At 30.0% G+C, this 14,594-nt stretch carries 11 protein-coding genes; 3 read left to right on the top strand and 8 right to left on the bottom strand.

The annotated features are described in order from the left end of the window. Positions 1–25 precede the first annotated feature (25 nt). The 3 genes from DNC80_RS10155 to DNC80_RS10145 are packed head-to-tail and all read left to right on the top strand — an operon-like array spanning position 26 to position 2,798. Entirely contained in the window at positions 26–1,237 is a 1,212-nt protein-coding gene (locus DNC80_RS10155; protein ID WP_182651120.1) for a DUF1972 domain-containing protein, read from the top strand. 2 nt (positions 1,238–1,239) lie between these two features. Next, entirely contained in the window at positions 1,240–2,316 is a 1,077-nt protein-coding gene (locus DNC80_RS10150; RefSeq protein ID WP_182651119.1) for a glycosyltransferase family 4 protein, read from the top strand. Between the two features lie 35 nt (positions 2,317–2,351). Then, a complete protein-coding gene (locus tag DNC80_RS10145; protein WP_182651118.1) occupies positions 2,352–2,798 on the top strand; it encodes a VanZ family protein in 447 nt (148 codons plus the stop codon). 287 nt (positions 2,799–3,085) lie between these two features. On the opposite strand, the gene DNC80_RS10140 is transcribed toward DNC80_RS10145, so the two are convergent. The 8 genes from DNC80_RS10140 to DNC80_RS10105 form a co-directional block, all read right to left on the bottom strand. Further along, positions 3,086–3,244, bottom strand: coding sequence for a hypothetical protein (locus tag DNC80_RS10140; RefSeq protein WP_182651117.1), 159 nt, complete (start codon positions 3,242–3,244; stop codon positions 3,086–3,088). A gap of 664 nt (positions 3,245–3,908) precedes the next feature. After that, on the bottom strand, positions 3,909–5,033 hold the full coding sequence (locus DNC80_RS10135) for a hypothetical protein (protein ID WP_182651116.1): 1,125 nt from the start codon (positions 5,031–5,033) through the stop codon (positions 3,909–3,911). 22 nt (positions 5,034–5,055) lie between these two features. After that, a complete protein-coding gene (locus tag DNC80_RS10130; protein ID WP_182651115.1) occupies positions 5,056–7,962 on the bottom strand; it encodes an NHLP bacteriocin export ABC transporter permease/ATPase subunit in 2,907 nt (968 codons plus the stop codon). Positions 7,963–7,972: 10 nt separating this feature from the next. Continuing rightward, positions 7,973–10,171, bottom strand: coding sequence for an NHLP family bacteriocin export ABC transporter peptidase/permease/ATPase subunit (locus DNC80_RS10125; RefSeq protein WP_182651114.1), 2,199 nt, complete (start codon positions 10,169–10,171; stop codon positions 7,973–7,975). 9 nt (positions 10,172–10,180) lie between these two features. Beyond that, entirely contained in the window at positions 10,181–11,443 is a 1,263-nt protein-coding gene (locus tag DNC80_RS10120; protein WP_182651113.1) for an NHLP bacteriocin system secretion protein, read from the bottom strand. A gap of 13 nt (positions 11,444–11,456) precedes the next feature. Beyond that, complete coding sequence (locus DNC80_RS10115; protein WP_182651112.1) at positions 11,457–13,022, bottom strand: TolC family protein; 1,566 nt, start codon at positions 13,020–13,022, stop codon at positions 11,457–11,459. Positions 13,023–13,029: 7 nt separating this feature from the next. Continuing rightward, complete coding sequence (locus tag DNC80_RS10110; protein WP_086454579.1) at positions 13,030–13,569, bottom strand: cyclic nucleotide-binding domain-containing protein; 540 nt, start codon at positions 13,567–13,569, stop codon at positions 13,030–13,032. Positions 13,570–13,669: 100 nt separating this feature from the next. Beyond that, the gene (locus DNC80_RS10105) at positions 13,670–14,323 is read right to left on the bottom strand and encodes a helix-turn-helix transcriptional regulator (RefSeq protein WP_144888997.1); all 654 of its coding nucleotides are present in this window, start codon (positions 14,321–14,323) and stop codon (positions 13,670–13,672) included. Positions 14,324–14,594 lie beyond the last annotated feature (271 nt).

The following is a 14,594-nucleotide window of genomic DNA, read 5'->3' as shown; positions in this document are numbered from 1 at the left end:
AAGACTAAAAAAATAACATAATAAAATGGATAAGAAAAAAATAGCCATCATAGGAACTGTAGGTTTACCAGCAAAATACGGAGGATTTGAAACATTGGCAGATCACCTAGTAACTCATTTATTTGAGAAATATGATTTCACAGTCTATTGTTCTAAAAACAAGTATACTAAAGAAGAACGTATTCAAACTTACAAAGGGGCTGCGCTAAAATACATTCCACTGGATGCAAACGGTGTTCAAAGTATTCCTTACGATACGCTTTCAATACTTCACGCTTTATTGAAAAATGATGTTCTACTTGTACTAGGCGTTGCAGGTGCTTGGATTCTGCCTTTTGTAAGGCTTTTTACAAATAAAAAAATAATTATTTCTATAGACGGTATCGAATGGAAAAGAGACAAATGGTCGCTTTTTGCAAAACTATATTTATGGTGGGCCGAAAAATTGGCCGTCAAATATTCCCATATTGATATTTCTGATAATGAATCAATCCAGGATTATACGGCACTTCGCTATGAAACATTGAGTAGAGTAATTGAATACGGTGCAGACCATACCTTAAAAGTAAAACCAGAAGAGGTTGACTTTATAAAATATCCTTTTTTAAAACAAAAATATGCTGTAAAAGTGTGCCGAATTGAACCCGAAAACAATGTGCATTTAGTATTGGATGCCTTTGTAAAAACATCAAGAATGCCTTTAGTTTTAGTGGGAAACTGGAACAATAGCGAATACGGAAAGCAACTGAAAGAGAAATATGCTAAAAGTAACAATATTTTTCTTTTTGACCCTATTTACAACCAAAGAGAAATTGATTTAATTAGAGGAAATGCAGCTATGTACATTCATGGACATTCTGCAGGAGGAACAAATCCATCGCTGGTTGAAGCGATGTATTTAGGACTTCCCGTGATAACTTTTAATGTTTCCTATAATAATACAACCACCGAAAATAAGGCGATTTATTTTTCTACATCAGATGAGTTGTTAGAACTTTTGAATACAGTTTCAGCTACTACTTTAGAAAATTTGCGCAAAGAAATGAAGTCCATTGCCATGCGAAGATACACTTGGAGTACTATTTCTAGACAATATGAACTATTGATAAAAGAAGCTCTTTCAACTTCAATAAAAACAAGTGTTTTTGCCGAAACAAAGAAACTAAGCCCTTCTTTTTTAGAAGAATATCAATTATCACATTTATTAAACAACAACTTATTTCACGAAAAAAGATAGGTATGAAAACAACCATAGAATTTCTGGCATTTGGAACTTTAGCTTTGCTATTAACCCTAATATTTATTCCGATTATAAAAAAAATTGCAGTGAAAGTAAACTTAGTGGATAAGCCCCATTATCGAAAAGTCCATAACACTCCAGTACCTCTTGTTGGAGGGATTTCAATAGCTTTTTCGGTAGTACTGGTAATATTGTTATCTGGAAACAGACTTCCATTTTTGATGGAATATCTACCCATCATTACATCTGGATTTGTATTATTGATTGTGGGTGTTATTGATGATAAGAATGATGTGAGTGCCAAATATAAATTGGCCATTCAATTGCTATTGTCTCTCATTATAGCTTTTTCTGGAATTCGAATTTCCTCGCTTTATGGATTATTTGGAATATATGAAATTGCCGTTTGGGCCCAATATATATTGACCTTAATTGTAATTACAGGTGTTGTAAACGCCTTCAACTTAATGGATGGTGTAGACGGTTTAGTTGGAGGATTATCAGTGTTGGGTTTTACAATGTTTCTTTTGGCTTCCATCTACTTCAATAACTATTTTTTAGGAAAGATAAGTGTCATATTTTTAGGAGCCATTATTGGGTTTTTAAGGTTTAATTTGTCTAAAAATAAAATCTTTATGGGAGATTCTGGCTCTCTTTTTTTAGGATTTGTTTTGGTAACTTTAGGCATAAAATTTATGGAAGAACAAGAGGCTTCTCAAAAAGGATACACTTATGGATTTTTATTGCTTGTTTCGTTTTTTTCTATTCCGGTTTTAGATTCTTTACGGGTGTATTTTGGCAGGATAAAACAAGGAAATTCTCCTTTTAAAGCGGATAAATCCCATTTGCATCATTTATTGTTAACAGCTGGATTAACCCACAAAAAAGTTGCCGTTTCAGTAGTTGCCTTTAGTATGATATTGTTTTTTATAGGTTTTGGATTAATATCTTATCAATCTATCTCAATAATAATTTTGTTGATGATGATTGTGTTTTGGGGAATTGTTCGATTATTATTGATGATAAAAAGCTTGCACGAATGGAGGGCAACATTAAAGAAATTAGAGCACAGATAAAGAGATAATTTGATGAATAACAAAAATTAAATGAATTGATTAAGTCACGATTATTAAGAAAAGGTATAAATATAGTACTGGCAATATATTCAATAATAGCCTTCTGGGCACTTTATATTGGGTCATATTCTCGACAACTTTTAAACGAATTTAAATATAACTTATATCCGTTTAAAACAATTTTTAGTTACATAATTAACTACAATAGTAATAACTCGACTCCATTTATTATGAATATCTTTGGAAATATTGTCGCATTTATACCGTTTGGATTTCTGTTGCCAATAACATTCCACAGACAATTAAATCGTTTAGATAAAGTGGTATTCGCTTCTGTATCAGTAATTTTTATAGTTGAAACATTGCAATTGTTGTTTAAATTAGGCGTATTTGATATCGATGATATCATTCTAAACAGCATTGGTGTTCTAATTGGATTTGTGATTTTAAAAAAAATAGAATTATCAAACCCGTATTGCTGAAAATCTCCGTTTAATTTCTAAATTTTTTTTTTGCAAGTCTGAAATTCTATTTTTTAATGATTTAATTTTAGAGTTCTTTTAAAATTGTATTGACATCCTATGAGGTTGTGGTTAGTGAATTACTAGGCCACACAGAAATTAAAATTACAAAGGTTAATTTTAATAATCACCTAATAAGAAACTTGACAACAAATATTTATGCTATACGAACCTAACTTATAACTTATAACTCTTCCTGCACCTTCTTGTACTAAAATCCCTTAGAGCAATATCAGTAGAAACACTTGTTATCGTTGCATATATAGAAAGGTCCGTTTTCCAAAAAAAGTAGCAAGTAACATTTGAGTAAACTTCAGTTGGCAATGATTAAAATCAATATTTTGATCAATTCCCCAAAATTGCGCACGCATTAATGTCATGGCAATAGTTTGATCTGCTTGCTTCACAGGTTAAAATTAAGATTGTTTCTGAGCTTTATTAGATTGCTAAATTGGCATGTCCAAAATAGTACTTAGAAGCAATGTTTTATATTTTTTGGTTCTATTTCGTTCATTTACTTTTTTTAAATTATATATTAAAAATTTGTTTTTAAAATTAAGTAATCACGTAGGTGACTAATTAAAAATATCCTTTACTAGGAACGAGGAAATAGCATGAAGAAAACTATAAAAATGGATTTTTTTTAAAAAAATTAAAGTATGTAAATCAATTATTTAAAAAATAAAAAAAGTTGAATTTTAATTTCCTTAACCCATATGTCACGAGTTCAAATCTAGGTCTCGCTACCAAAGCAAAAACCCTAACATTTTGATGTTAGGGTTTTTATTGGAATTAATTTCAAATACACATTTTAAAATACTACAGTGAGGAATTTTAGAAAATAATATATTAATATTATAATGTAGTAAACAGAAAAGTTATAAATCAAAAGTTGTTTACATTTATAACTTTTGAACTTTATCCAAATTGCTTTGAATTATGCAACTATTGAAAAAATTAACTGTGGATTATTTACCAAAATATAACTTAAATCATACGTTAGTTTTTTCTATCCACATTTATAAAATAAAATTGTTCGAATTTTGAAAACCAAGGGTTTTTGTTTAAAAATTAAATTTTGCTCCTTTTTGAAATTGCTTTGTAATTATTAATAAGTATACTGGCTCCATTTGCAGAAGACAATTCCTCTAAACTTGTTTCACAAAGAGCATCTATCCTAAACATTTGATCTATTGTAGAGAGTAATTTTCCAGAGGTTTCATCAAAAATAAAAATGTTTTCAATTGCGCTTTTAATCATTTTAATTAGTTGTTTAAAATCATCTTGGGAAAATTCATTCTCTAAAATATAATTTTCTAATCTAGCTCCTTTTCTGTATTTAGGATACTCCTCAAGCCCCATAAATTGCAACATCCATGACTTATTGTAATATCCAATTGTTTTTACAATTCCTATATAATCTGCAATTAACTCATCGTGTAAATTATTTGATGCTATCCCATATTTTTGAAGGGTATATAAATGTGTACATTCATGTTCTTCTCTTATCGAAATGGAATAGGATAACCATGCATCTTCCGTCAAACCCAATTGTTTTGGTGCTACATTACTATAGGGTTTTGCACTCAAAATAATTAACTTATCCTTATATAAGTTTTTATTAGGCAACACATTACAAGTAAACTCTTTTGTCCAATTTCCAAATGAATTGGTTGATAACCATTTGTTTTTTAAAATGGTTAATCTATCCCAATTATTGATCCCGTTTATTAACACGGCACCCATAGATTGGGGAACATGGTTAGGGTTATTTTTATATAAAAGTGACTGTATAATCGTTGTGAAGTCTTCAATATTTGAAACCGTTACTATGGGTATTGAACCAGAAATACTTTTATGAATTTTAAATGTGATATTTTCAAAATCGTTTAAATGTAGTAAAAAAGGAAAATTCATATCGACTGTTTTTCCTCTTAACACTATATCTTTATAAAATTCTGTTTTTTCTATGCCTAACTGTATTGGGAAATTCAATTGAGGATAGCATTTTTTTAATTCATTAAACACCATTTTACCTTCTGAAACTCGTGTTAAAATCCCTCTCCAATATTCAAGATCAATCTCATCAAAAAAAGGTGATTTTACGTTTTTTTTTACTAAAAATTTATTCTCCAAGTAGTTTTTAAGTCCTGCAGAAAAACAAATGCTGTTAGTGTGGTCAACTTCCTTTACCATAACTTAAATTTATTAAAAAGTATTAAGCAATTTGACGTTTAGCAAGTTCTGTAAACAATCCGTCCTTTTGAATTAATTCTTCATAAGTTCCTGACTCTTTAATTTCCCCTTTATCTAATACAAAAATACGATCAGCATTTTTTATAGTACTCAACCTGTGTGCTATGACTATACGAGTAGCTTGAAGTTTATCTAAACTTTCTGCAACAATATTTTGAGTTTTATTATCAAGAGCACTTGTAGCCTCATCCATAAATAGTAATCTTGGCTTATGCGCAATTGCTCTTGCAATCATTAATCTTTGTCTTTGACCTCCTGAAAAGGTTCCTGCTCCTTCACTAATAAACGTATGCATTTCCATTGGCATATTCTTTATATCATCTTCCATACCAGCCATTCGTGCTGCATCCCAAGCATCATCTAATGTTAATTCTGAATTTCCAACAATATTTTGATAAATACTACCTGACATAAGCGCTCCGTTTTGTAATACTACCCCTATTTGTCGTCTTGTCAGCTCTTTATTCATTGCGTCAAATGTATTACCATCATAGAATATTGAGCCTAACTCTGGATGTTCAAATCCTAAAAGGAGTCTCATAATAGTAGATTTTCCAGAGCCGGAAGCACCTACAAAAGCAACCATCTCACCAGGTTTTATTTTAAATGTAATATTTTTTAAAATTAAAGGCTGATCTTCATAATACCTAAAAGATATAGAATTCAATTCAATTTCACCCATTAATTCACCTGGATCAATACTTTCCGCTATCGATTCTGGTTTTTCCTCTAGAATTGGCTTAACCCTTTCGTAAAGAGGGATAACACTTAGTGAAGAAATAAATGCCATACTTAATCTTAAACTATCATTTAAAAATTTGTTGAATGAAATGATAAAAGCCATAAATGAGCCAACAGACATCATTGCCGTATCTTTAGAATTTAAAACCGTATAATATATGAATGAAAAAAATAATATACTTGTAAAAAGTGGGTAAGAACTATTAAAAACCTCCACAAAATTTTGATAACTACCTGAACTAAAGCCTAATTTTTTTAATTTTGAAAACTTTTCACCCCACAGAGAAAAAATTCTTTTTTCACCACCTGTTATCCTTATTTTACTAATTCCTGATAAAAATTCGAAAAGAAAACCTTGAATATCTCCTTGGTATTTTGACACCTCTCTATCGTACTTGAGTTTAAACCAGCCCATCAAAACCATAAAAGCAATAGCAATTAAAGCAAGCGCAACTCCTACCAATGCTAAACTTGAATCATAATAAAAAAGAAGTAATAAATTAACACATGAGAATGCCCCACTAAGTACAACAGTCATCAATGTATTAGATAAAATTTGTTTAATTGAATTAATGCTTAAAACTCTATTTGTAAGATCACCAGCTGTATATTTTTTATAAAAAGTTACTGGTAAGCGAAGGATATAATCCATCACTCCTACTTGAAGGTTAATACTTGATTTTGACTCTAACCTCATTTGCAAAACTCCTTGCGCAAGTTGCAGTCCAGCTGATACAAAACCGATAATTATCATGATAATGAAAATTTCTAAATGTATAGATTTATCTGCAGTGGGTATTACATCATCATATATCATTCCTGATAAAATAGGAATTAATAAACCTATTAAACTTACAAGTAAGGAAGCAACTAGTAATAGTCTGACATCTTTTTTTACGCCATTCATAGCGAAATTCAATACTTTTTTTATGGAATCCATTTTTACATCAAATCCAGAAAAAAACATATACCCAATAGGTTCTAAAGTATCGGCTATTTCATTATTAACTATAGTTTCGGTACCCTTAGAAAAGTTTTTAATTAAATAAGTGGTAGAATTTTTCTGAATGAGAGCTACAGATTCATTTGTTTCTTTTATAAATGCTAACAAATGTCCATTTTCATCTTTCCACCACACATCTCGTAAAATAATTTTTCGTATTCTTACTTTAGAACTCTGAGCAATTGCATATAAATAATTATTTGTATTGTAATTATCTGCCTCAAAATATTTAGGTTCTTCAAATTTAAAACCTGTTTGTTCTCCAATTAATTGGCATGTCAAAAAAAGTATATTTTGCTTTTTTGCCTTATCTTTCTTTAAGTGATGTAACTCTTTTTTAGAACCAGTAACTATAGATTTTATTTTTTCTAAAGTGCTTTTTAATTCTTCTTCTTGATAAATTAATTTATCATTAAGAATATCACTTTCTGATAAACTACTGATCTCTATATTCTTGCAAAGTTGATTGTAAAAATGACCTTGTAGTTTTTCTAATGAAATTAAAAAATTAATCTCATCCTCTAGAACTTCTCTGGTACTCATAGATTTCAACTCAGAACTTTCAGATAAGGACTTAACCCATAACTTATTACAAACAGGAATAGGGAATTTAAGTCCATCATTATAATTAATGGTCTCATGATCTGAAAAAATAGAAAGCTCTCCATCAATTAAGCTTATCCAGTTTATTCCATGAGAAGGGTATGCAATTGTATTTTGATTTAAAACAAAGTAATTATAACTATCAATCGTTTTGTAAGTTTTTGGAGTATTACTTGAATTGATTTTAAATGAAGTTTTTAGTATCCATTTATCAATCATACCGGCTAGAAAAAAATGATCAATAGCAATAAGTTTATGTTTATCTATTGATAACAAAGTTGCATCGTTTGAAAAAACAATTAAACGAGTATCATTTTTACAGTCAGTAGAAAGCAAACTAAATAATAAGTCTCCTTTTTTAGCGGAGTATAAATATTTTAACGCACATAAATAATCTCCTTTTTCATCAACTCTTACATAAAACACATTTACCTCACCAGAAACTACCATCCAGAGTTTATCTGTGTTATTTAGTATCAATGGTTCTTCAACTCCTATATATATTTTTTCTTTCGTTGACATATCTTAATTTTTATTTTGTTTCAATCAATTTAGCATAAACACCATTTAATTTTAATAATTCTTTATGAGAGCCTCGTTCTACGATTTTACCAAACTCCATTACAATTATCTCATCACAGTCCATTATAGTGCTTAATCTATGGGCAACAATTAAACAAGTACATCCTCTTTTCTTAATATTATCCATCACAATTTTCTCTGTGGTTGAATCCAAGGCACTGGTAGCTTCATCCATAATTAAAATTGAAGGGTTGCAAACTAGAGCCCTAGCAATTTCAATTCGTTGACGTTGTCCACCGCTAAAATTTGAACCACCCTCTAAAACAGAGCTATCGTAACCTTCATTTCTAGCCGCAATAACATCATGAATATCAGCGTCTTTTGCGGAATTTATAATGTTTTTTTCTGGGATCATCACGTCCCAAAAAGAAATATTCTCTTTAATTGTGCCATTAAACACTAAAACTTCCTGATCAATTACTGCTAATGATTCTGTAATGACATGTCTAGGAATATCTTTTCTATTTTTATTGTCTAACAATACGTCACCATCCCATGGATCATAAAGCCCTGAAGCTATTCTTGCCACAGTAGACTTTCCGCTTCCAGAACCTCCTACTAGTGCTACTCTACTTCCGGGTTTTAACTTTAAATTAAAATTCTCAATTAACGCTGGCATTGTAGGACTATATCCAAAAGTCACATTCTTCATTTCAAAATATCCAATTAATTTGTTATTAATGGATTCCTTATTGGGCTGCTGGATATTTTCATCTTCGTTTTTTATAAATTGTTTGTCAATTTCATAGTTCATTACATCATCAATACGCGCCATATCGCTTTCTGTTTCGTGCAACATAGCTCCTACTGATACTAATTGATTTACTGGTGTAATAAAATTGTTCATTAAATAAGTAAAGGCAACTAAAGCTCCTAATGTCATCTCTCCTTCCATTATCCTCAAAGCCCCTAAACCTAAAATTAAAGTATTTGTTAAAGATGAAATTAGGTTTGGGAGTATATTAAGCCTTATAGTCAACCACCCAAATTCTTGTTGAGCATTCATTACTTTAGCCAAATAACCAATCCAATTCGTGAAAAAATCATTTTCTCTACCAGAAGATTTTAATGTTTCAATCATGCTAATTCCAGAAGTAGTAGTTCCTAATAACTTTCCAGTTTCATTGCTCAATCTTCGGCTTCCGTCTTTTCTAACAGTCGAAACATATTTTAAGGCAACCACATTTAATAGTGCCATAAAAACACCTATTAAAGTCAGGGTAACATCATAGGAGAACATTAAAATTGCATAAAAAATTACAACAATAACATTTAATGCCGCATTTGCTAAATCACCACTTAAAAGTTTTGCTACTTTGTCATTCAATGAAACTCTATTACCTATTTCACCACTATATCTCTGAGTAAAAAAAGCAATAGGTAAATGAAAAACATGCCAAAGAAATTTACTAGATGTTACTAATGCAAGTTTTGTTTCTAATTTAAGCAAAAAGTATTGCTGCAGATAGACTAGAGATGCATTAACAATAAGAAGGCCACCCATAATTAATAAAAGCGGCATTACAAAACCTGAAAAATTATTCACTAGATATTTATCTATAAATATTTTAAGGAATGATGGAATTACTAAACCAGGAATTACTAAAAACAAGCTTGCAATAATAATGTAGGTTATACTCAATTTAGAATTTGTAATTCTTGAAATTAGCGATGCAAATAATCCTTTTTTCTCATTTCCTTTTTCAAAATCTTTTGATGGACTAAAGGTTAAAACAACTCCTGTGTAAGAATCATCAAATTCTTTGTGAGTTACAAAATACCTACCTTGAGCTGGATCACTAAGATAAACTCTGTTTTTTGTAAAACCCTCAAGTACCAAAAAGTGATTGAAATTCCAAAAAATAATCGATGGAGCCTCTATTTGCATTAACTTTTCAATAGACTTAGCGTATCCTTTTGCCTCTAACCCAAACTCTTTAGCCGCTTTTAGAATATTTGTAGCCTTTAATCCATCTCGTGATACCCCACAAGCTATTCTCAATTTTTCTAATGGAACAAATTTTCCAAAATGTCCTAAAATAATACTTAAAGCAGCAGCACCACATTCAACGCTTTCCATCTGAAGAACAGTAGGCACTTTGACAGGTCTATTTTGTTTTTTTAAAAGTAAGTTTATGATATTTTTCATTTTGATGGATCAATATAAGTCAAAAAATTTCTTGAACGCTGGAACAACTAATGTTACAGGAGGCTCTCGTTTGATTGTGATTTTACCCAAACATGATGTCCCTTCTTTTAGAAAAATATCTGGTCCTTTTGCAGAAGTCCACTTATATCCACTATAGGATACTGGGTCTTTCTCAAAATCTACGTATACTTCAAATAAAGGACCACCTACTAAAAGTTGCTTTGTAAGTTGATCATTTTTAACAGATGTGAGCATTCCTTGTTGGGTTATCGGAAAATCTGATACATAAGTAACTTTTCCTTTTATAAATCCATATTCTTCAGGCTGGACAGTCGAAGGTACAATTAAAGCTTCCATTCCTTTTTTGATTTTTTTTCCATCTTTTGAAGGAATATAAAGAATACCTCTTAATTGAGATTGTTTTGTTTTAATGGTATTCTTAAGTTTAAATAATGGAGACCCTACAGAGACAACAATTCCAGCATCGGTTAAAACCTCAACTACTTCTCCACTATATGGACTTTTTATATTTCTTTGATTGTCATACCTTTCAGTTAAAAACTGAAGATTTCTTTCAGCTTCCGCAATTCTTTGCTTTTGTAATATCACTTTCTGTTGCATATCAAAACCTAAATCATTTTGTTGACTTGAGGTTTGAGCTATTTGTCCTTTTAATCTTTCAATAGTATTTTTGGCTACTTCAATTTGCTGTTTCGTATTTGCAACTTGCGATTTAGTTATTAAACTTTTATCCAATAAAACATTCTCTGATTCTAGTTGGTTATTCAGAAAAATAATTTTCTTTTTTTCTGATTCAATTTCACCTTTTATACTTACACGGGATTGACTAATTATTTCACCTTGTAGTTGAGTGCCTTGATTCCCGTAAGACATTAGCTTTTCCATTTCAAATTTTCTATCAGATAGAACCGCTTTTGCATCTTCTATTTGTTGAAAAAGTTCTGGTTGTCGTATTGTAGCAATTATGTCACCCTCTTTAACGGTACTCCCTATTGCTACTCTCAACTCAACTAATTGCCCTTGTGCTGTAGCAACTACTTCATGAACGTCTCCGCCCAGTACAACTCCTATTACATCTAATTTTGTTTTTACGGTGCCCATAAAAGACCACATTATTGCTGTGAAAATTGCTACTATAATTGTAATTAAAGCTATCCAAGCTTTTGTACCAGTGACCTTAATTAATTGATCTAATTTTTCTGGAGTTGAAAGTTTTTCTAATGCCGATTTTCTAAAAAAAGGTGCTGACATAATTTATGTATTTTTAATTTTCTTTGTTAGGAATAGTATAAAATGCATTTTGAGTTATTTTAAACCCAAGATCTTCTTTTGAAATAAGCGTACCTGTTTCGTGCCTAAGTATTAAGATTGCATTTGAGAATTGTTGCTGTGCGTTTAGATTCTCTAATTCTGAAGCAGTAAGTCTTTCTTGAAATAAGATTAAATTTAAAAGAGTAGTTAAACCGGATTGAAACTTAATCTGTTCATTTTTAAATGCATTTTGATAAAAATCAAAAGATTCTTTTGATTTTTGAAGAATTAAAACACTATTCATAAGATTATTAACTGCTATGTCAATATTCAATTCAATATTTCTATGAATGTTTTCATTTATTACGGTTTGATTTTGCAAAGCAATTTTACGTATCGAATAATTCCCTTTGGCCAAATTGTTATTCAACGGAAAAGAAAATGAAAGTTTGGCTCCACCTCCTAGTTCTTGACCTTGATTATTAACAAGAGAAGACCATGATTTATCAACTCCGTTTCCTGCGCTTGCACTCCCATAAAAACCAAAAGCTGATAAGTTTAATTGAGGCCTTAAATTATTAGTTGCTACTAAATATTGAAGTTCTAATGCTTTATATTCTTCTCCTATTGCCTTAACATCACCTCTTTTACTCTTAGCAATTTTAATTAGTGCATTTTTATCAATAAATTCATTGTAGCCAGATTCTAAAACAGTGGGGAAATCATTAACAGGAATATCTAGTCTTTGACTTTCTTCATCAATTAAACCAATAACTCTTCCTAAATTAATTCTTGAATTATACAAATTTTGTCTAGCAACTGCAGTTAGCCTTTCTTGATTTCTTATATCTGCATTGACTTGATCTAAATCACTTAGCGGTTTTTTATCCGCTTTTACAAGTTCTGTAGTCATATTTAACACCTCTCTCACTCTATTCTCATTTTGAGTATAAATTGATAGACTTTTATATGCCGTATAATAATCCCAATAAGCAATGCCTATTTGCTCTATTTCAAGAGAATTTGCAAACTCATAGTCATATTTACTTTTATTGATGTAAAAAACAGATGCTTTTTCTGAAGCTGTAACTATCTTAGCTCCTCTTCCTCTTAAAAGTGGTTGAGTTAAAACAAGGTTAAGCGTACTAGAATGATTCCCATAAAAACTGCCAACAAGTTCATTGAAAGTATTGTACGGAAAATTTGAATTATTGTAATTATATTTTAAACCTATATCAATTGATTGTCCAGTTCGTAGTCTTTTTTGTGAACCAATTGAAAAATCAAATGAATTATTTCTAAGCGTTTTATCGACGAAATCATTTCTAGGATCTGCATCAAAAAGATTGTATTTTCTATTTTGAAATGTAACATCAGAGTTTAAGTTAAAATCAAAAATACTTCTTTGAACTTGTAAATCAGCTTCTGCATTTTGAATGGAGTAATTAGCACTTCTAATCGTTGGATTTTTATTAAATGCAATACTTGAAACCTCAATTAAATCACACTTGATTTTAGCCTGACTGTATAAAAGACTATAACTACCAAATAAAATATAAAACAAAAAATAATTCCTCATATTGAACTTAATAATTAACACTTAACTTTACTTCTGAAAATCTATTTAATATTTGACCAAAACGCGCACCTGCTTGTGAAACAACATCTAATACTTTTGTGTCAATTAAATCCTCTTCCTCTGGTACTCCATATCCCAACTGATCTGTAGTTTTTCTTAATCTATTTGAAAGAAATAAGGCTAATGAGTAATAAAAATTAGCTTTGAAATCTGGGTTTGATGAAAGACGTGCTTCTATTACATTTCGAGATATTTTATAAACTACAGCTGATTTTTTTGAAATAACAGAAACTGATGGAGGTCTAGATTCTAAAAAAGACATTTCACCCACAATTTCACCTGCTCCTAAGGTGGCTATTTCCTCATTCTCAGTCTCATCTGAAAAAATTGACAGCTGACCTGATAATAAAATGTATAAATTATCCACATAGTTTCCTTTTTGGATTAATTTATCTCCTGTTTTCAGTTCTATTTTTTGGCCGTTTTGGATCATCCATTCCACATCTCTGTCGTTTAATTGGCCTAAGAAAAAAAGTACTCGTTTCATAGTATGTATTTTTAAGGTTATGGTTATTTAGTTGTTCTTTTTTAAAATAATTTTTATTTTAACTACAAGTTTTGATAGCACTTTATCAACAGTTTCGTTTTCAAGACAATGAGTTTATTAATTCTTTGGGAGATATATTATATTGATTACTAAATAACTTAGAAAAATAATGAGAATCATTATAACCAACAGAATATGAAACTTGAGAGATCGAATCTTGAATATAGTTTTCTATCAATTGCTTAGCTTTATGCAACCTTAAAACACGTATGTATTTATTAGGAGTTAAAAAAACTAAATTCGAAATTTTTCTATGAAGTTGCCTTTCACTAACAGCCATTTTACATGATAATTCATATAAGTCAAGGTCACTTTTAGAAATAGAATTATAAATTTCTTTTTCTAAATTGATTAACCAATTTTGATCATTTTTTGTTACTTTTTCTGGAGTAATCTTATTAGAACATAGATGCTGAACATTCTTATTTGACTCATAAATATCAAAAATATCAGGACGCCTTTGAATGGTTAAGCTTACTGATTTAGATTTAATTTCATTTAATATTTCCTCAATAAGGTCATTAATTTGCTTACTACTAGAAAAAATTATTTCATTTGTTATCTTATTCTCAACTGAACTAGGGGTGCTAGCAGTCATAATAGTATCTAATGGGTTCTTTATGTGTAAGAATAAATGATTTAAAATATCCGGCGAAGACCAATCTATTGTAGTTTTTTTTACTGTTGCATTCATGACTTATAGCGGTAATTAATTCTATTGATTACTAAATTTCAAAATTCAGATACTAGCATGTTCGTAGGCAAACTCAAAGTCTATTGACTTTCATTATTTTTCAATTACATCAAACTATTAGTAAAATGAGATACCTATATTGCTATGTAAACATTCTATTTTGTTGGTTTTATATCCTTCAAAATGTTAGCTAAAAATGATTCTTAAGAAATTCTATATGCCAAAACTACAACTGAAGTTTAGTGAAGTTTTACACTTAAAGTGTAAATAA

The organism is Flavobacterium sp. SOK18b (genome assembly GCF_014156605.1).
Taxonomy (GTDB): Bacteria; Bacteroidota; Bacteroidia; order Flavobacteriales; family Flavobacteriaceae; genus Flavobacterium; species Flavobacterium tiangeerense.
This window is presented reverse-complemented; position numbering and strand designations above follow the sequence as displayed.

Bases quoted from the DNA above. Each gene is read 5' to 3' on its own strand.
- DNC80_RS10155 (WP_182651120.1), top strand. From the start codon at position 26: ATGGATAAGAAAAAAATAGCCATCATAGGAACTGTAGGTTTACCAGCA.
- DNC80_RS10150 (WP_182651119.1), top strand. From the start codon at position 1,240: ATGAAAACAACCATAGAATTTCTGGCATTTGGAACTTTAGCTTTGCTA.
- DNC80_RS10135 (WP_182651116.1), bottom strand. From the start codon at position 5,033: ATGGTAAAGGAAGTTGACCACACTAACAGCATTTGTTTTTCTGCAGGA.
- DNC80_RS10130 (WP_182651115.1), bottom strand. From the start codon at position 7,962: ATGTCAACGAAAGAAAAAATATATATAGGAGTTGAAGAACCATTGATA.
- DNC80_RS10125 (WP_182651114.1), bottom strand. From the start codon at position 10,171: ATGAAAAATATCATAAACTTACTTTTAAAAAAACAAAATAGACCTGTC.
- DNC80_RS10120 (WP_182651113.1), bottom strand. From the start codon at position 11,443: ATGTCAGCACCTTTTTTTAGAAAATCGGCATTAGAAAAACTTTCAACT.
- DNC80_RS10115 (WP_182651112.1), bottom strand. From the start codon at position 13,022: ATGAGGAATTATTTTTTGTTTTATATTTTATTTGGTAGTTATAGTCTT.
- DNC80_RS10110 (WP_086454579.1), bottom strand. From the start codon at position 13,569: ATGAAACGAGTACTTTTTTTCTTAGGCCAATTAAACGACAGAGATGTG.
- DNC80_RS10105 (WP_144888997.1), bottom strand. From the start codon at position 14,323: ATGAATGCAACAGTAAAAAAAACTACAATAGATTGGTCTTCGCCGGAT.